The organism is Clostridium sp. CM027, assembly GCF_024730565.1.
Lineage (GTDB): Bacteria > Bacillota > Clostridia > Clostridiales > Clostridiaceae > Clostridium_AD > Clostridium_AD estertheticum_B.
In genome coordinates this window covers 2,487,428-2,506,087 of sequence record NZ_CP077725.1, presented here as the reverse complement: position 1 = coordinate 2,506,087, position 18,660 = coordinate 2,487,428, and the positions used below count along the sequence as shown (strand labels likewise).

The 18,660-nt window shown below is 31.4% G+C and carries 16 protein-coding genes; 14 read left to right on the top strand and 2 right to left on the bottom strand.

What is annotated here, in order from left to right; translation table 11 throughout:
• Positions 1-94: 94 nt before the first annotated feature.
• The 13 genes from KTC92_RS11795 to KTC92_RS11735 all read left to right on the top strand — a co-directional run bounded on the left by KTC92_RS11795 (position 95) and on the right by KTC92_RS11735 (position 15,371).
• Positions 95-670 carry a nucleoside recognition domain-containing protein gene (locus KTC92_RS11795; RefSeq protein ID WP_220286922.1) on the top strand — a complete coding sequence of 192 codons (576 nt, stop codon included), beginning with the start codon at positions 95-97 and terminating at the stop codon, positions 668-670.
• A 49-nt stretch (positions 671-719) separates the two neighbouring features.
• Complete coding sequence (locus tag KTC92_RS11790) at positions 720-1,256, top strand: spore maturation protein (RefSeq protein ID WP_165414495.1); 537 nt, start codon at positions 720-722, stop codon at positions 1,254-1,256.
• A gap of 247 nt (positions 1,257-1,503) precedes the next feature.
• A complete protein-coding gene (locus KTC92_RS11785; protein ID WP_216303305.1) occupies positions 1,504-2,229 on the top strand; it encodes an ABC transporter ATP-binding protein in 726 nt (241 codons plus the stop codon).
• Positions 2,222-3,886: a hypothetical protein gene (locus KTC92_RS11780; RefSeq protein WP_216303306.1), complete on the top strand. Its 1,665-nt coding sequence runs from the start codon at positions 2,222-2,224 to the stop codon at positions 3,884-3,886. Before KTC92_RS11785 ends, KTC92_RS11780 begins: the two co-directional genes overlap by 8 nt.
• Positions 3,887-4,391: 505 nt before the next feature.
• Positions 4,392-6,332: a methionine--tRNA ligase gene (metG, locus tag KTC92_RS11775; protein WP_220286921.1), complete on the top strand. Its 1,941-nt coding sequence runs from the start codon at positions 4,392-4,394 to the stop codon at positions 6,330-6,332.
• 159 nt (positions 6,333-6,491) lie between these two features.
• Positions 6,492-8,009, top strand: a complete 1,518-nt coding sequence (locus KTC92_RS11770; RefSeq protein ID WP_220286920.1) for a DUF445 family protein — start codon at positions 6,492-6,494, stop codon at positions 8,007-8,009.
• 221 nt (positions 8,010-8,230) lie between these two features.
• Entirely contained in the window at positions 8,231-8,998 is a 768-nt protein-coding gene (locus tag KTC92_RS11765) for a TatD family hydrolase (protein WP_220286919.1), read from the top strand.
• A gap of 269 nt (positions 8,999-9,267) precedes the next feature.
• The gene (locus tag KTC92_RS11760) at positions 9,268-10,308 is read left to right on the top strand and encodes a 3D domain-containing protein (protein WP_216303310.1); all 1,041 of its coding nucleotides are present in this window, start codon (positions 9,268-9,270) and stop codon (positions 10,306-10,308) included.
• Between the two features lie 200 nt (positions 10,309-10,508).
• Positions 10,509-11,072, top strand: a complete 564-nt coding sequence (gene rnmV, locus KTC92_RS11755) for a ribonuclease M5 (protein ID WP_165412902.1) — start codon at positions 10,509-10,511, stop codon at positions 11,070-11,072.
• Positions 11,053-11,889 (top strand): 16S rRNA (adenine(1518)-N(6)/adenine(1519)-N(6))-dimethyltransferase RsmA, encoded by an 837-nt coding sequence (gene rsmA / locus KTC92_RS11750; RefSeq protein ID WP_220286918.1) that lies wholly within the window; start codon positions 11,053-11,055, stop codon positions 11,887-11,889. The genes rnmV and rsmA overlap by 20 nt, the downstream gene beginning before the upstream one ends.
• A 77-nt stretch (positions 11,890-11,966) precedes the next feature.
• Entirely contained in the window at positions 11,967-13,484 is a 1,518-nt protein-coding gene (locus KTC92_RS11745) for a hypothetical protein (RefSeq protein WP_220286917.1), read from the top strand.
• A gap of 111 nt (positions 13,485-13,595) precedes the next feature.
• Entirely contained in the window at positions 13,596-14,180 is a 585-nt protein-coding gene (locus KTC92_RS11740; RefSeq protein ID WP_216303313.1) for a hypothetical protein, read from the top strand.
• Positions 14,181-14,540: 360 nt separating this feature from the next.
• Positions 14,541-15,371: a hypothetical protein gene (locus KTC92_RS11735; protein WP_220286916.1), complete on the top strand. Its 831-nt coding sequence runs from the start codon at positions 14,541-14,543 to the stop codon at positions 15,369-15,371.
• A 65-nt stretch (positions 15,372-15,436) separates the two neighbouring features.
• Here KTC92_RS11735 and KTC92_RS11730 read toward each other — a convergent pair whose 3' ends face one another.
• Both KTC92_RS11730 and KTC92_RS11725 read right to left on the bottom strand, forming a co-directional pair.
• On the bottom strand, positions 15,437-15,616 hold the full coding sequence (locus KTC92_RS11730) for a hypothetical protein (RefSeq protein WP_165412906.1): 180 nt from the start codon (positions 15,614-15,616) through the stop codon (positions 15,437-15,439).
• Positions 15,617-15,838: 222 nt separating this feature from the next.
• On the bottom strand, positions 15,839-16,039 hold the full coding sequence (locus tag KTC92_RS11725) for a cold-shock protein (RefSeq protein WP_071611001.1): 201 nt from the start codon (positions 16,037-16,039) through the stop codon (positions 15,839-15,841).
• 496 nt (positions 16,040-16,535) lie between these two features.
• Here KTC92_RS11725 and nrdD point away from each other — a divergent pair, with 496 nt between their 5' ends.
• Positions 16,536-18,644 carry an anaerobic ribonucleoside-triphosphate reductase gene (gene nrdD / locus KTC92_RS11720; RefSeq protein ID WP_220286915.1) on the top strand — a complete coding sequence of 703 codons (2,109 nt, stop codon included), beginning with the start codon at positions 16,536-16,538 and terminating at the stop codon, positions 18,642-18,644.
• The last annotated feature ends 16 nt before the right edge of the window (positions 18,645-18,660 follow it).

The window sequence follows — 18,660 nt, the reverse complement described above, 5'->3', positions numbered from 1 at the left end:
TGAATAAATATTATTATATGCAATTTTATAGAAATAACTACATATATATTAATTAAGCAATGATAATTTAATTTGAATTCTAGGAGGAAAATACATGATAAATATTATTTGGTTTTTAATTTTATCATTTGGGACAATTATTGGTATTGTTACAGGAAAAGGAGAGATTTTATCAAAAGTTATTGTTTCATCAACAACTAGTGCTGTGGAATTAGTAATGGGACTCGTTGGAATGATGTGTCTTTGGTGTGGGATAATGAGAATTGCTGAAAAAAGTGGATTAACTGATAAATTGGCAAGGCTGCTTAGGCCAATATTAAAAATAATATTTAAAGAAGCTGGAAAAAACCAGAAGGCGATGGCTAGTATTACCATGAATTTAACAGCCAATATGATGGGACTTTCTAATGCAGCCACACCCTTGGGCATAAAGGCTATGGAAGAGATGCAGAAAATTAATAATGAAAAAGATATAGCTAGTGATGACATGGCTTTATTTTTAGTTTTAAATGCTGCATGCATTCAGCTTCTGCCTACAACGGTGATATCTATTAGGGCTGCGTATAACTCTCAAAATCCAGCAATTATTATAATACCTGCAATAATTGCAACAGGTACTGCTGCAGTCTTAGGCGTGGTTTATTGTAAAATTCTACAAAGGTATTTTTAAATATATAGAAATATTAATGTTTAAATTTAGATGGGGTAGGTGAAATAGGATGATTATAGCTAATTTAGTATCGTATATTTTAAAGGGAATAATTCCAATTATCATAACGCTTGTGGTAATATATGGAGTTATTAAGAAGGTGAAGGTATATGAGTGTTTTGTTGAAGGCGCAAAGGACGGAATAACTATTTGCCTGAAAATTTTTCCGTATCTTTTGGCTATGATTATAGCTGTTAATGTATTTAGGGCTTCCGGGGCTTTAGACTTTTTTATTTATTTAGTAAAACCAGTTGTTGTGTTTATTGGACTCCCCCCTGAAGTTGTTCCTTTAGTTTTAATAAAACCACTTTCAGGAAGTGGAGCTTTAGGAGTATTCACTGATATTATAAAGCAATATGGAGCAGATAGTTACATAGGACGCGTGGCATCCATAATAATGGGATCAACAGAAACCATTTTTTATACCTTGACAGTATATTTTGGAGCGGTAAATATAAAAAAAATAAGGCATACACTAGTAGCAGCAATATTAGCAGATATTACAGCAATTATAATGGCAGTTAACCTGGCTAAGTTCTTCTTTTAAGGACATTTTAAAAGGGAAGTTCCCCATTTATATAAGTGGAGATACATAATATAAGAAAGAGAAAACTTCAGTGGGGTATAAATCTCCTTCTGAAGTTATTAATGTTGCAGCTTCGAAGAAGATTAAACTTATAACACAAATTGTAAAAGAAAGAAAAAGTATGATATTATAAATATACTGGAGTAAAATAAGGTAGATAACAGATATAATTGTTATTTATATTAGAAGAATGTAAGGGGGATATAATATGATTGAAATTACTGGCGTAAATAAGAGCTATAATGGTAAGAATAAAGCTGTAGACAACATAAGTCTAACTATAAGGGACGGAGAGATATTTGGATTTTTAGGCCCAAATGGAGCAGGTAAAACTACTACCATAAAAATGATTACTGGAATATTAAGTGCTGATAGCGGAAGAATCAATATCAATGGAATTGATATTGAAAAAAATGATTTAGAGGCTAAAAAATTATTTGGCTTTGTACCAGACAATCCGGACATGTTCTTAAGACTTAAGGGTATTGAGTATTTAAACTTTATGGCAGATATTTATGATGTGCCAAGTATTATTAGAAAAGATAGGGTCGAAGCTTTAGCAAATAGATTTGAAATGAGCAATGCGCTAACGGACCAAATTCAAAGTTATTCTCATGGTATGAGACAAAAGATAATTATTATGGGAGCACTTCTTCATGAACCAGAAGTTTGGATTTTAGATGAGCCAATGACGGGCCTTGATCCTAAATCTTCATATGTTTTGAAGGAAATGATGAAAGAGCATGCAAATAACGGGAAAACCGTATTTTTCTCAACTCACGTTCTAGAAGTAGCTGAAAAAATATGCGATAGGGTTGCTGTAATAAATAAGGGGAAAATATTATTCTGTGGAACCCTTGAAGAACTAAGGGAACATTTTAAAGCCAGTGGGTCACTTGAAAAAATCTTCTTGGAGATGACTGAAAATGTATAAATTTATAGCGCTAACTAAGGTATTATTAAAAACAGGAACTGGATCCCCTAGTAGTAAGAAAGATAAAAAAAAGATAAAAGGAATATTGCTTGGATTACTTTTAGTACTAGCATTCACACCTATGGCTATAGGGTTTGGAGAGTTTATATTTACGGCCTATGATGGATTACATCAAATTGGTCAAGAAGCAGTTATATTGGGATTTGGATTATCTATTGTTAGCGTTGTAATTTTCTTTTTTGGTATTTTTTATGCTATGAGTATATTTTATTTTTCTATGGATGTAGAAAATTTATTACCACTACCTTTTAAGCCATGGCACATTATGGGAGCTAAATTTGCTGTAGTATTAATTTATGAATACTTCACAGAAATAATATTTTTTTTGCCTACAATAGTTGCATACGGTATAAAGAGTAATGCAGGGGTGTTGTATTATGGCTATGGAGTTATTATATTTTTACTCTTGCCTATAGTTCCTTTAGTAATTGCATCTGTAATTAATATGATTATAATGAGATTTACTAATATAGCTAAAAACAAGGATAGGTTTAGATTAGTGGGTGGACTTATGGCTATGTGTTTTGGTGTAGGAATAAACATATATATCCAAAGGTTTTCACAAAATCTAAGCCAATCAGAAGTTACTAAAATGTTTGCACAGGGAAATAATTCCTTAGTTGGTTTGGCAACAAAGCTATTTCCTAGTACTAAGATAGCTGTAAATAGTTTAATTAATACTACTAATGTTCAGGGGTTTATCAATTTGATTTTATTTATAGTAATAACATTAGCTGCATTAATGATATTTATAATGTTGGGTGAAGCATTGTATTTTAAAGGTGTTATGGGGATATCTGAAACAACCTCAAAAAGGAAAACTCTTAGTAGCATTGAGCTTATAAAAAATACGGCACAAAATTCCTCACTAAAGGTATATATAATAAAAGAGTTAAAGCTTTTATTTAGGACACCGATTTATTTTATGAATTGTGTACTTATGAATTTTTTATGGCCAGTATTTTTGCTTATACCAATTTTTGCACAAAAAGGTGCTAGTTCTCAACTTAATATGTTAGCTAAGTTTTTACAAAACAACAAAAGTTCAGGCGTAGCATTAGGCGGCTTCTTTGCATTTATGATTTTTGCATCTTGCAGTAATGCAATTGCAACTACAGCAATATCAAGAGAAGGTAAAAATGTATTTATATTAAAATACATACCTATGAAATATAAAGATCAGCTTATGGCAAAGGTATTATCTGCAGTAGTTTTAGGAATAGCTGGTATGCTTATGGTAACTATAATTGGTTTAATATTTCTTAAGATACCGATAGATTTAGTTTTATTAATGATTATAGTTGGTTTTTTTGGAATAGTATTTACATCTTTTATAGGGATATTTATTGATTTGAATTTCCCTAAACTTCAGTGGAGTACAGAGCAAGAGGCAATTAAACGGAATCTTAATGTTATGATTAGTATAATTATTTGCATAGCTTTAGGTGGGCTTACAGTATTTATGGTTATCAAATTTGAACTAACTAAATGGACTACATTTGCTATAATAGCATCTTCATATGCGATTATAGATGTAGTGCTGTATTACCTGTTAGGTACAAAAGGGGTAGAAATATTAAGAAAAATAGAGTCGTAAAATATAAAATAATGTTGACCTAAGTATAATTTATTGATTTTAGGATAAAAATATTGACATAGTGATTTATTTGCAATATGATTATTATTAAACAAATGCAATGATGAGAAGAGTAATAAGCCTAATTGTTAAAAGAGAGCTGAGAAGGGTGAAAATCAGTAGCAAGGTAGCTTATGAAGATGGCCTTTAAGCATATTATCTAAGTGAAAAATTTAAAGTTTATTGTGAAAATATACTTTTAAATTTAATTGTTAGGATAATACGGGAGCAACCGTTATATTGACAGGTGATGATGGTCACCCATTGAGGTCTTTATAGTGATGTAAAGATAAATTAGAGTGGTAAAACGTTAAATACGTCTCTAAACAGAATTTTTTTCTGTTTAGAGACTTTTTTATTTTCCGGGAAATTATAATCTTTAGGGATTATTAAAGCTAGTTAATATATTTATATTCATGGGATTGAGAACTATAAATAATTTCAATACGAGAGGTAGGATAAAACTATGACTAAAAAAACTTTTTACATTACTACACCAATTTATTATCCATCAGCAAAACTACACATCGGTAATACCTATACAACTGTTGCGGCGGATGCAATTGCTAGATTTAAGAGACTTACAGGCTATGATGTAATGTTTTTAACGGGAACAGATGAGCATGGTCAAAAGATTCAAAGAATAGCCGCGGAAAAAGGGGTCACTCCAAAACAGTATGTAGATAAAGTAGTAGCGGGCATACAAGAATTGTGGGAGCTTATGGACATAAGCTATGATAAGTTTATAAGGACTACAGATGAGTATCATAAGAAGTCTGTTCAAAAGTTATTTAAGCAGCTATATGATCAAGGTGACATATATAAAAGTGCATATGAAGGATGGTACTGCACTCCCTGTGAATCTTTCTGGACAGAAACTCAGGCAGTAGATGGGAAATGCCCTGATTGTGGGAGGCCTGTGGAGAAAGCAAAGGAGGAAGCGTATTTTTTCAAAATGTCAAAATATGCTGACAGACTTATAGAATATATAGAGACCCATCCAGGGTTTATTCAACCAGAATCAAGAAAAAATGAAATGTTAAATAACTTCTTAAGACCAGGGCTTCAAGATTTATGTGTTTCAAGAACAACCTTTGACTGGGGAATACCGGTAGAATTTGATCCAGGCCACGTTATATATGTATGGGTAGATGCTTTATCAAACTATATAACAGCCCTTGGATATAATGGCGAAGATACATCTTTTTATGAGAAATTCTGGCCGGCGGATGTACACTTAATAGGTAAAGATATATTAAGGTTCCATACAATTTATTGGCCAATTATGCTAATGGCATTAGACCTACCGCTTCCAAAACAAGTATTTGGCCATGGCTGGCTTCTTGTTGACGGTGGAGTAAGAATGGCTAAATCCAGAGGAAATGTAGTGGATCCGGTAACACTAGTGAATCATTTTGGAGTGGATGCAGTAAGATATTATCTACTTCATGAAATACCATTTGGTTCAGATGGAATATTTACTAGTGAAATATTCATAAGGAAAACAAATTCAGACTTAGCTAATGATTTAGGAAACTTATTATCAAGAACAGTAACAATGGTAGAAAAGTATTTTGACGGCGTTATTCCAGCACCATCAGAAAAAGCTGATGTTGATAATGAACTAATAGAACTAGCGCTTGCAGTTCCAGGTAAGGTAGAGAAAGCGATAGGAGATTTGAAAATTTCTGAAGCATTGGACCATGCTTGGACACTTATTAGACGGACTAATAAATATATAGATGAAACAACCCCATGGATACTTGGAAAAGATGAATCGCAAAAGGGAAGACTGGGTACAGTATTGTACAATTTAGTAGAATCATTAAGAATGACATCAGTATTGATATCGGCGTTTTTACCAACTACAAGTAAGAAAATAAATGCTCAAATAAATGCAGAAATAACTACATGGGACAGCTTGGCATCCTTCGATGGAACAAGTGCAGGAACAAAAGTTAATAAAAGTGATATAATGTTCCCAAGAATAGATGTAGAAGCTAAAATAGAGGAGCTTGATGCACTTGTAGAAGCACAAAGAAAAGCGGCGCAAAAGCCTACTATGGAGAAATTAAAAGAAGAAATTACTATAGAAGATTTCGACAAGATAGATATGAGAGTGGTTAAAGTATTAGAGTGCGAGCCAATGAAAAAAGCTAAAAAGCTTCTTAAGCTAAAAGTAGATTTAGGTGGAGAAGTAAGACAAGTAATTTCAGGAATAGCTCAGCACTATAAGCCAGAAGAACTAATTGGAAAGTACGTAGTATTAGTAGCTAATTTAAAGCCTGTTACTTTAAGGGGAGAATTATCACAGGGGATGATAATTTCAGCAGCTACAGAAGACGATAGCAAGCTATTTGCAATATCGGTGCCGGGTGAATTACCTACTGGAAGTACAGTAAGGTAATTTGAGTTTAGAAAGCATGAAGTGCTAGTAAATTAGACTTCATGCTTTTGCATTTGAATGTGCCTTATTTAGGGTACATCGACCTATTGAACTTTAATAAGGATAGATTTATAATTAGTTGTTATAAATACTACTAAGAATTACAAGGAGGTAAATAATATGAAATTTATTATAGGTTCTTTAATCGGAGCTGTTATCGGGTATATAACCAATTGGTTAGCTATAAAGATGTTGTTTAGACCTCACAATGAGATTAGACTTTTTAAATTTAAAGTTCCATTTACTCCAGGTCTTATACCAAAAGAAAAATCTAGAATTGCTAAAAGTGTGGGTGAGTCTATAGGCCAACATCTTTTGACAAAGGAAACAATTATGGAGTCTTTATGCAGTGAAGATATGAATCAGCAATTGGATTCTTGGGTGAAAAGTAAGGTGTCTGCTATGGGGAATAGCGAGAATGTAGTAGAAGATGAGATAAAATCCCTATTAGGCGATGAATATTGTGCTTTTTTGCAGAATACTAATACTAATCTTTCTAAATTACTTATAGAGTATATAAATGAAGAAGATGTTAAACAAGGTATTGCTAAATATGCATATGCACAAATAATGCTAGAACTAAAGGTTAAACCACAAACCATTTGTGAAAGTGAATTATATAATTCAATAAAAAATAAAGCGTTAAACATGGTTATTGAGTATAAAAATTCGGAAGAATTTTATAAGGAAATTCAAAAAATATTAAAAGATAAGGTAGCTCAGTTAGTGGTTTTAGACAAGAATTTTGAGGAAGTTATACCTAGTAAGATGATAAGCAATTTAAAAGTGTATGTTTATGGGAAAAGATATAATATTGCCATGGAAATAAAAAAAACAATGAAAGAAGAAAAAAACAGTCAGAAATTAAGAAAAATTGTAGGGGAAACAATAAGTACTAAACTAAGCCCCATGATAGCAATGTTTATGAATGTGGATAGTGTTTATGAAAAAGTTGCAATTGGGATAGACGAATTCTTAGATGATACGAAAAATCATAATGATATTGCCTTAATTATTAATGATATAATAGACAAGTTGCTCAAAAATTCAATATCTACTGTGCTTTCTGAATTACCAGGAGAAGGGATAGACGACGGTATAGAGCCTTTGATTAATTTATTTACAACAAAGGTTATAGATGAAAAATTTATTAGTGACACTTTTGATAAGTTAGAGGGTAAATTTAATAAGTACATGTCTATTGAGGAGTTGCTCGAAAAAATAGGCATAGATTATAAAAATGAAATAGAAAAATTTATAAAAAGTCGAATAGAAGCTATGGCAAAAAGCAATTCTGCAAAAATAAAAATTACAGAAATAGTATCTGTAATGATTAATAGATTCTTACATATGGGAACTAAATCAATATTTAATGGAAAGGGGGATAAAATACCCCAATCTGTTTCCAAAGTAGCTCTTGGGCTATACAATAAATTCGTAGAGAATAAGTCTGCTGACGTAATTGAAGTGTTGAATGTAGCTAAGATAGTTGAAGACAAAATCAATGAATTTGATGTAGCTTTTTCAGAGAAAATTATATTAGACATTGCTAGTAAAGAGTTAAGAGCTATAACTTGGCTCGGAGCACTGCTAGGCGCAATTATGGGGTTATTATCACCTGTATTAGGGTCGCTTTAGTACATTACTAATTAATAGGTAAAAGTCACTTTCGTCGTAAAGTGGCTTTTATTTATTTTAACTAAATTGTCGATTATACAATTTTGCAAATAGTTGAATATTAGTGATATAATATCAAACAGACATTTGAATTATATTAAAGAATTTATTATTACATAGAAAGGATGGTGAAAACTGTAATTAAACTTTTGAAATTAACGGGTTTAACGACAGTATAGATTATGATATTTGATTCACATGCACATTATGATGATGAGGCCTTTAATGGAGATAGAGAAGAAGTAATAAAGGGGTTAAACGATAAAGGAGTAATAGGGGTTTTAAACTGCGGTGCATCACTTGACGGTGCAAGAATGTCAGTAGAGTTATCGAATAAATATGATTTTATATACTCGGCGGTAGGAATACATCCTGAATATGCAAATATTGTTAATGAGGAAATTATTGAAGAATTAAGGAATTTAACACATTATCCAAAGGTTAGAGCTATAGGAGAAATAGGATTAGATTATTATTACGACGAAAACCCGGATAGAGAAATTCAAAAAGCGGCTTTTAAACTTCAAATGGAGCTTGCAAAAGAACTTGGATTACCAGTGGTTATTCATGATAGGGACGCCCATAAAGATACGTTAGATATATTAAAGAAATTTCCGGAAGTAGTAGGGGTAGTTCACTGTTTTTCAGGAAGTGTTGAATTTGCTAAGGAGTGTTTAAAATTAGGGTATTATATAGGCTTCACTGGTGTTATAACCTTTAAAAATGCAAAGAAAACGGCAGAGATTGCAAGGATCGTACCAATGGACAGGATACTAGTGGAAACGGATTGTCCATACATGGCGCCTGTACCACATAGAGGGAAAAGAAACCAATCGGATTATATTCAGTACATAATAGAAAAAATATCAGAAGTTAAGGGTAAAACCATAGGAGAAATTGAAAATGCAACAATATATAATATAAAACAATTGCTAAAAATTTACAAATAGTGTAGAATGGTTATTAATACAATTAGTGTGATAATTTTACACAGAATTGTTGGTAATTAAAATTAAATTTCCAACATATGATTTTAATGGTGAATATTAATTTGCCGGGTTACCCTCAAGAATGGGCTAGTTGAGATGGTTTAAGAATATAATTATATGCAAAAAGATGCATTAAAAGTCGAAACTAAGAATAATTGGGTCGAAATTTGACATATTTAATGCTTCAAGGTATAATACCCAAGTATTCTTGACTAAGGGAGGGAATTTATATGATAAAAAACGCGAAAAATAATTTTAAGAACTATTTTTCAAATGGTCCCAAGACATTTTTTGTAGTAATGCTATTATTAACATGCATTTCAGTTACTATGTTTAACATGAAAAAAGCTATATCTGTTATTGTAGATGGAAAGTCTATAGAAGTTATAACTTTAAAAAGTAATGTTACTCAAATACTAAAAAGTAACAATATAGCATTAGGGTCAAAAGACCAAATAACAGTTAGTTTAGACAGTAAAGTAAAAGACGGAGATAAAATATATATAAAAAAAGCTGTAAATGTCAAAGTAACAGTTGATGGGAAAGAGTTAAATATACAAACTGCTGAAAAAACGGTAGAAGATATGCTAAAAGCAGAAAAAATTGTATTAGGTGATGAAGACAAGATTACCCCATTAAAAAGTGATTCGCTAAAATCAGGTCTCGCAGTAAGGGTAACAAGAGTAAACACTGAGAATGTGAAGGAAACTAAAGCAGTTAAATTTGCAACCGAAATTAAAAGCAGCGATGAACTAAATAAAGGTGTAAAGAAAGTTATTCAAAAAGGCATAACTGGTCAGAAGGTTATAACTTCAGCTGTTGTTTATGAAAATGGCAAAGAAGTATCTAGAAAATTAGTTAATGAAGAATTTAAAGCACAGCCCGTTAAGGAAATAATTGCATTAGGTACTACTAGTGTATATACACCATCCCGTGGAGGCGATATTAGTTATACTAGGAAACTGAAGGTTAGGGCAACAGCATATACTGCTGATTATAGTTGCACTGGTAAGAGTGCGGGCGACCCTGACTTTGGTATAACTAGCACAGGGGTGAGGGCGAAAAGAAACTCAGAGGGATATAGTACTATAGCCGTTGATCCTAGCGTTATTCCATTAGGAAGCAAGATTTACGTAGAAGGGTACGGATATGGTATTGCAGAAGATATAGGTGGAGCTATAAAGGGTAATCATATAGATTTGTATTACGACTCCAGTGATGAAATGTGGGGTTGGGGAGCACGAAATGTAAGTATTTATATTGTTAAATAGGAGCGCAAGCTCCTTTTTTTGTTTTATAGTTCACTATTAATAAGTAAAATGGTATTATAGATACAGCAATAAAAAGAAATACTAAGGGATGTTTTTATTTTTTATGATTATATAATAAGGAAAATGCCTTAGTTTATCATAGCAGGTCGATAACCACATAATAAGTGGTGCCCTGCGGTATGAAGAATTAGGAGGACAATATGATTAAAGAAGTGATAGTAGTTGAGGGAAGAGATGATATCACAGCAGTTAAAAGAGCGGTAGACGCTGAACTAATTTCTGTAGGAGGCTTTGGAATCAACGAAAAGGTAATTAGTAAAATAAGGGAAGCGCAAAAGCGAAAAGGGGTAATAGTATTTACAGACCCAGACTTTGCTGGAGAAAAAATAAGAAAGATTATTACCAAAAGAGTAGCAAATGTAAAACATGCGTACATATCTCAAAAGGAAGGTACTAAGGACGGAGATATAGGTGTTGAAAATGCATCACCTGAAACAATATTAAGGGCTCTCGAAACTGCAAAATTTGAAGTCCAAGAGAAAAGAAAAGAGTTTGACGTGCAAGATATGATATTTTTCAAGTTAACAGCAGATATTAGAGCTAAGGAAAGACGCCATGCGCTCGGAAACGAATTAGGTATAGGATACGGTAATTCGGCGCAATTTATAACTAGGTTAAACAATTATGGAATTATAAAAGAAGAATTTATAAATGCTGTACAAAAAATAAACAAGGAGATGAATTATGGCAGATTTGACGATTAGTGAGGTTAGTAAAAAATATGAATTTAGATTCAAAAAAGGTTTAGGCCAAAACTTTTTAATAGATGACTCTGTGCTAGACGATGTTGTAGAGGGGGCAGAAGTTAATGAAGAAGATTTTATAATCGAAATAGGACCAGGATTTGGTACATTAACTAGAGCACTTTTAAGGAGAGCTAAAAGAGTTTGTGCTATAGAGCTAGACGAAAAACTTTTACCGATTTTGCAAGATGAATTAAAAGAGTTCGATAATTTTGAGCTTATACATAATGATGCTTTAAAAGTGGATTTTAATGAACTAATTAAGGATGAAAAATCTGTAAAATTAGTTGCTAATTTACCATATTACTTAACAACACCAATAATTGTTAACTTACTTACTGGGGGTTATAATTTTAAATCTTTAACTATAATGATACAAAAGGAAGTTGCGCAGAGGATAGATTCAGAGCCAAATTGCAAAGCTTACGGAGCCTTTTCAATATTAGTTCAGTACTACTGTGACACGAAAATACTTCGGCTCGTGCCGCCTTCAGCATTTTTGCCGCAGCCTAAAGTAGAATCTATGGTTATAAGATTAGATAGATTAAAAGAGCCTAAAGTTAAGGTGAAGGATGAAGAATTATTCTTCTCTATAGTCAGAAAATCTTTTAATATGAGAAGGAAAATCTTATGGAATTCTGTTAAAGATATAGGAATTCCTAAAGAAGATTTACTAAAATGTTTTGAAAGAGCAAACATTGATCCTAAGAGGAGAGGCGAGACTTTATCACTGCAAGAGTTTGCAACGCTTTCGGATGAAATAGGACTTGTAAAATAAATTTCTATATAGTGTTCATTTTTTATAATATGGTTCATATATTATAATGAATAAGTTTTATATGGAGGTAAATGCAGGTGACACCTAAAAAAAATTATAGTAGGTACTTTATTATATTACAAGAAGATGAAAAAGGCTATTCATTAGAAGCTGACAAGATTCCATCTGGATATGCAAAGCTTGAGATGAAAAACAGTAAATGTAAGGTTTCATACTACGTGCAAAACCTAAGGAAGGAAAAACAACCTTATTACATGATTTTAATATGCGGCAAAAAAGATGTAAACAAAATTATAAAAGTTGGTAAATTGAACATAGACGATCACGGTAGGGTAGACATTTCCCATGAATATGATATGGACAATATAGCGGATACCGGCATTTCTGCTGAAAAAATTATTGGAGCTGCAATTGTAAAATTCTTAGATGTTAATGTGATTTCAATAATGAGTGGATTTTCAACAACAGATAAACCAAATGAGTGGAAAAACTATAAACTAGCGGATTGTAATAAGGATAAGAAGGAAACTAGAGCAGATGATATAAGTAATGAATTTGATGAATATGAACAAAGCATTGAATTAATTAAAGTGAAAAATGCTGACGTAGTCGAACATTTAGAAGCTCAGGAGAAGGTAGATGGAGCAGCGGACACAAAAGTAGACACAAAGAAAAGAGGCAATGCCGAAGATATTGGACCTCTAGACGCTCAAAATAAAGTAGCTGATGAAGTAGTCGAACATTTAGAGACTCATGAGAAGGTGGATGAAGCAGCGGATACAAAAGTAGACACAAAGAAAAGAGGTAATATCGAAGATCTTGGATCTTTAGAAGCTCAAGATAAAGTAGCTGATGAAGTAGTCGAACATTTAGAGACTCATGAGAAGGTGGATGAAGCAGCGGATACAAAAGTAGAAACAATGAAAAGAGGTAATACCGAAGATCTTGGACCTTTAGAAGCTCAAGATAAAGTCGATAAAGTAGACAAGGTAGATACTACGCAAAGAATTAATATTGAAGATGTTGAGATTTCAGACAAACTAAAGGGAAAAAATGAAGTTAAGAAACTTGAAGATGATTTTGATGTAAATAGAGATAAGGATAAAAAGCAACATAAAGAAGATAAAAAAGATGAGTGTAATTATAAGGAGAAAAAGTCTTCAAAAGAGGAATATCCTAAAGGCGCTATGGGAGAATTCTTCAAGGTAGTAGCGCAAGATTTTGATGAAGTACCTGATTTTTCTAATGAAATTAAATGGTGCAAATGGTATAAAGTACCGGTTAGTAATTTAGAGAATATGTATGATTTGAGTGACTATAACAAATATACAATAGCATATTATCCTATGATTTCGTATTATCCGTATATTAGAAACTATAAATCTTTTATGTTAGGATATAAATGTGACTCAAGTGGGAAAATGAAATATATTGTTTATGGAATACCGGGAAGTAGAGCTAAAACTCATCAACCTTATGGAGGGAAAACTGGTTTTGTAAGTTGGATTTCAGATAAGGAGAATAATGAAATGGGATATTGGCTGATGTTTTATGATTTTAAAAATTCTACAATTGTTGTACCTTTAAAAAAATAATATATGTAGAATTAAATGTGTGGCTAAATAATTTAGTCGCACATTTAATTTTTTAATATTCTTTTAATGTATATCATATAGTATATTAACATTAATATGTGGAGGGGTACAGTGAAGGTTATACTTATAAACAGAAAAAAAGTTGGAATTATAGTAATAATCCTCGGACTGATGATCACGCTTTTGGGGATATCAAAACAATTTGATGACAAGCTAAAAGCTACTATTCTTGTGGAGAATGATATTAAATTACTTAATGATTATACAGCTATAGACGGAAAGGTAAGTTACAAATTGCCGGTTGGATGGACGACTAAAGAAAAAAAATTTTCTGGTGGTGAGATTATGTATCATAACGATTTTCAATCAAATGATGCAGTTATTCATGGCTTTGTAGAAGTTTGGAAAAATAAACAGGACTTAAAAGCATTTTTAGATAGTAGCAAGGAGATATCACAGAAGCAAAATGCGATTAGAAATTATAAAATAGATGACACTATTATAAATGGGAAAAAGACATACTTAGTGAAATACTTAATTAATGTAAGCGATAATAATTGGTACAAGGCCTATGAATATTTTATTGATGATGGAAAAGAGTTTTATAGAATTTCTTTTTTTACAAGAAATGTTAATTTTAAAGAGACTTATGGAGCTATTTTTGAAAGTATAGTTGAGACTTTGAAAGTTCGATAGGATGGATTAGACATCTCTCCGAATGTCGTATGAAATTAATTAGAGTTGCTTAAAACTTTTTAAAGTATTATAATTTATTTAATGATATCTAAAAGACCGTCCATTACCATATTGTGAGTCATTAAGTCATCACCTGCGGAGCTGTTGCAGCACTGAAGGTGATGATTTAACAAGTCATGAGCTAAGAGGATCAATTATGATTCTCTTAGTATTTTATTGTGCTAAGCAGCTTAAATAAAGGGAATAAAAAGGAGATGAATTTTAAAATAACAAAAGAAACTTTGTGGAAATAATATTTGAGAGTTAGGATAACAATATATAATTGTTATTTCCTGCAGAGATTAGCTAGGGGGATAACAAATGATTAAAAATAAAAGCAAACTAATTATATTTTGTTTTATAATTATAACTTCATTTATATTTACTGGATGTAAAAGCTTTGATGTAATTAAAGTAAAGCTTGGAGTGAAAAATGTTGATTTTGATTATATTGAGCAGGGGAGAATTAAAAAAATAATAATACAAAGTACTAGAGATAAAAGCTTTAGATTTGTGGTTACGGATGAAATAGCTATAAAAGATTTACATAAAATTTTATCGTCAGCTAAGGAAGTTAATGAAAAATCAACACTAGAGGCTGATTATATTTTTGAAATGTATGAAGGTGTCGATAAAGTCCATAAATTTAGTTATATAGCGGGACTTGATAAAAAAGATGGAGCTAATTTATATAGTGCAGATAAAAGTTATATTGTATCTAAAAGGATTGACAATGATATCATCAAAAACTTTTGGAATATTAGAAAGCCTATAGATTTTGAAACTGTATATTATGATTCTATTTTAAAGGTATTAGATAAGTATATAAAGGATGATGATAAAAGCAAAAAAATATTTGTCGATATAAGTGAAGATAATGAAGTGGCTAAATTTATATTATCAACTGATTTAGAATCATTTAAAAGTAAGCTATTAAATGATTTTAATGCACTATTGGTAAAAGATAAAAATACAGGATATGATGAGTTAGTAAGTGTTAAAACGGAAGGATACAAATCCACTATATACAAATCTTCTGTGACGATTAAGAATAAAGCGAATGAGAAGGAAAAGAAGTATTACGTAGTAGCGAAATATGATAAAGGATGGAATATTGAAATTTTTGAAGATGAAAAACCTAATGGATTTTAATAATTTGCAAAAAATAATAAAAAACTGTATTTAAAAATAAATGCAGTTTTTATTATTAAACTTAATTAGAGAAAATTTATCATTGTATCGTTAAGCATATTAGTAGGAGCATCAATATTTAAATCAATAGTATCTCCTATTTTTGAATTTTTAGGTAAGCGGGAAACACTTACGTTTATACTAGTTCCATTTAAAAAATTTATAAAAGCATCAGTATTGCTCATATCTATTATTTTACCAAACATTATAAAACCATCCTTTCATAATATATAAACTATATTTATTATAGTTTTAGCAAAGAACACTATTATATTCATGAAAGTGATAATGTTTTTATGTATAATATGAACAAATGGACTTGCGTGCGAGAGAGTATGATTTATATTATCCATAAACTAAGAAACACCTATCACAAAGTGATAGGTGTTTTTTCTATAATTAATTTATATTATAGATTAGATTTTGAATTATAATCTAGTAACGTTTGAAGCTTGAGGGCCTCTAGCGCCAGTAGTTATTTCGAATTGAACTTGTTGTCCTTCTTCTAAAGATTTATATCCGTCTCCTTGAATAGCTGAAAAATGTACGAATACATCCTCTTCTCCTTCTACGGATAAGAAACCAAACCCTTTTTCTGAATTAAACCATTTAACTGTACCTGTTTTCATATAACTTTCCTCCTGAATAAAAAAATTTGTAACATTTGTAACATAACTATTATGATACTACACTTTGGTGAATTTTTAAATAGTTTTTTGAAAATAATAATATTATCTATGTATTTATACTATTTTTTTACTAAAATGTATCTAAACACAACTTATATTATAATATCATAGCTATTTATAAAAATATATTCACCTACAACACTTTATTATTTATAATAGGTTTTAATCTAAATTGTATATATAGTTTGGCTTTTAATATGTTTTTTATACTATTTTATTTTTAAAGTTTTTATCAGGATGATATTATCAAAATTGAGCGGGTAGGTTAACTAATTATGTTAATAAGGCGATAACTATAAAAAATCAAAGGATATCGAGGTAACTAAAAATTAATTGGCTGTATTATATGATAGAAGTTAATTTAGAAATTGATATAAATTTTTTACTAGAGTATAATAAGCAAAGTAAAAGATACTGTGTTCGGAGGGGTCAAAATATGCTACATGTTGTCAAAAGAGATGGACGAGAGGTTCAATTCAATTCAATTAAAATTACAAATGCCATAAAGGGAGCGATGGATGAAATCGCTTTTAATTTAAAAGAAAGTGAAGTTATAGAGCTAACTCAAAAGGTCATAGAAAAAATTGAGGATTTGGAGAAACAGCAACTAACTGTTGAAGAAATACAGAATATTGTTGAAGGTACGCTTTTAGAAAATGGTCATAAGGTTATCGGAGTAGCTTTTTCTAATTACAGACGTGAACGTAACAAGATTAGAGAAATAAAATCAGACCTTATGAAAGCTATAGAAAAAATAGGAGTAGAGACAGATAGAGATAATGCTAATGTTGGTAATAACTTTAGTTCTAAGTTACTTAGAATTGCTAGCGAATCAAACAAATGGCATAATTTATCTATGATGCCTAAGCATTTATCAAAAGCACATGAAAATGGTGACGTATATTACCATGATCTAGATAGCTATAATTTAACTGTAAATTGTTTGCATATACCAACAAGAGAAGTATTAGAAAGAGGGTTTAATACAGGATACGGATATATAAGAAAAGCAAAAAGGATAGAGTCTGCAGCAGAACTTTCATGCATTTTACTTCAATCAACGCAGAATGATATGTTTGGAGGTCAATCACATCCCGATTTTGACAATGACATGGCGGCATTCATAGAATATACAAGGCAAGAAATTAGACAAGAAATTAGAGAACTTGGTGTAGATGAGCACAAAATTTGCGAATTTGCGGAACGTAAATTAAGAAGAGCTGTAGAACAATCTATGCAGGGCATAGTATATAACCTAAACACAATGCATAGCAGAGCTGGATCACAAGTGCCTTTTAGTTCGATGAATATTGGAGTGCCGGAATCTAAAGACGCAGCACTCGTATGTGAAATATTTTTAATTGAATACGAAAAAGGACTTGGAAAAGGGGAACAACCTGTATTTCCAAACATAATTTTTAGGGTTAAAAAAGGGGTCAATAGAGAAAAGACTGACCCATATCACTACTTATATAAGCTTGCTTGTCGCGTTGCTAGTAGGAGAATGAATCCTACCTTTATGAACTTGGATGCTGATTTTAATAAATTCTACTATGATCAAGGGATTACTCCGGCTACCATGGGATGCCGTACTTATATTTGCTCTAATGCAAATGGAGAGGCAGGAACAAAAGGGAGAGGAAATATTGCTCCAGTAACTTTAAATCTTCCTAGACTTGGTATATTAGCGAAGGGAGAGGTAGATAAGTTTTACAAATTACTTGACAGTAAATTAGAACTTTCTAGAGAAGCACTTATGCATAGATATGATGTTTTAAAAAAATTAAGAGTTAAGGATCTACCTTTTGTAGCAGGGCAAGGTCTTATGGTAGGTAGTGAAGGGTTATTACCTGAGGATTCCATAGAACCTATTTTAAAAAATGGATCATGGGGTATTGGTTTTATAGGGCTTGCAGAAACGGTAGCGTCGCTAACTGGAAAACATCATGGAGAATGTGCAGACTCCAGAAAATTAGGGGTTGAAATAATATCTTATATAAGGAATTATACTGACAAGCTGATAGATGAAACTAAGCTTAATTGGAGTGCTTATGCTACGCCGGCTGAAGGATTAAGTGGTAGATTTATACTTCAAGACAAGGCTGTATTTGGTGAAATACCAGGGGTTACTGATAAAGAATATTATACAAATAGTTATCATATTCCAGTAGGGTATCCAATATCAATTAAGGAAAAAATAGATATCGAGGCGCCTTATCATAAATTATGTAATGGTGGACATATTAGTTATATAGAACTTGACGATTATCCAACAGAAGAAATTATAATGGACATATTAGATTATGCATATAAGCAAACGAACATTAGTTATATGGGCATAAATTTCCATATAAGATATTGTAAAGACTGTGGAACATATCTCCAAAGTGGAGCACATAAATGTAGCAAATGTGGAAGTAGTAATATACAAGGGATTTCAAGAGTAACAGGTTACTTAAGTTTGGATGAGAGATTTGGTAACGGGAAGACAGCAGAGAGAGCAGATAGAATATCTCATACTGCGGGTCATGTATCTACATATTAAAAATCGACTAAGTACG

Bases quoted from the DNA above. Each gene is read 5' to 3' on its own strand.
- KTC92_RS11795 (WP_220286922.1), top strand. From the start codon at position 95: ATGATAAATATTATTTGGTTTTTAATTTTATCATTTGGGACAATTATT.
- KTC92_RS11725 (WP_071611001.1), bottom strand. From the start codon at position 16,039: ATGAAAACAGGTACAGTTAAATGGTTTAATTCAGAAAAAGGGTTTGGT.
- rsmA (WP_220286918.1), top strand. From the start codon at position 11,053: ATGGCAGATTTGACGATTAGTGAGGTTAGTAAAAAATATGAATTTAGA.
- metG (WP_220286921.1), top strand. From the start codon at position 4,392: ATGACTAAAAAAACTTTTTACATTACTACACCAATTTATTATCCATCA.
- KTC92_RS11780 (WP_216303306.1), top strand. From the start codon at position 2,222: ATGTATAAATTTATAGCGCTAACTAAGGTATTATTAAAAACAGGAACT.
- rnmV (WP_165412902.1), top strand. From the start codon at position 10,509: ATGATTAAAGAAGTGATAGTAGTTGAGGGAAGAGATGATATCACAGCA.
- KTC92_RS11790 (WP_165414495.1), top strand. From the start codon at position 720: ATGATTATAGCTAATTTAGTATCGTATATTTTAAAGGGAATAATTCCA.
- KTC92_RS11730 (WP_165412906.1), bottom strand. From the start codon at position 15,616: ATGTTTGGTAAAATAATAGATATGAGCAATACTGATGCTTTTATAAAT.
- KTC92_RS11770 (WP_220286920.1), top strand. From the start codon at position 6,492: ATGAAATTTATTATAGGTTCTTTAATCGGAGCTGTTATCGGGTATATA.
- KTC92_RS11735 (WP_220286916.1), top strand. From the start codon at position 14,541: ATGATTAAAAATAAAAGCAAACTAATTATATTTTGTTTTATAATTATA.
- nrdD (WP_220286915.1), top strand. From the start codon at position 16,536: ATGCTACATGTTGTCAAAAGAGATGGACGAGAGGTTCAATTCAATTCA.
- KTC92_RS11785 (WP_216303305.1), top strand. From the start codon at position 1,504: ATGATTGAAATTACTGGCGTAAATAAGAGCTATAATGGTAAGAATAAA.
- KTC92_RS11760 (WP_216303310.1), top strand. From the start codon at position 9,268: ATGATAAAAAACGCGAAAAATAATTTTAAGAACTATTTTTCAAATGGT.
- KTC92_RS11765 (WP_220286919.1), top strand. From the start codon at position 8,231: ATGATATTTGATTCACATGCACATTATGATGATGAGGCCTTTAATGGA.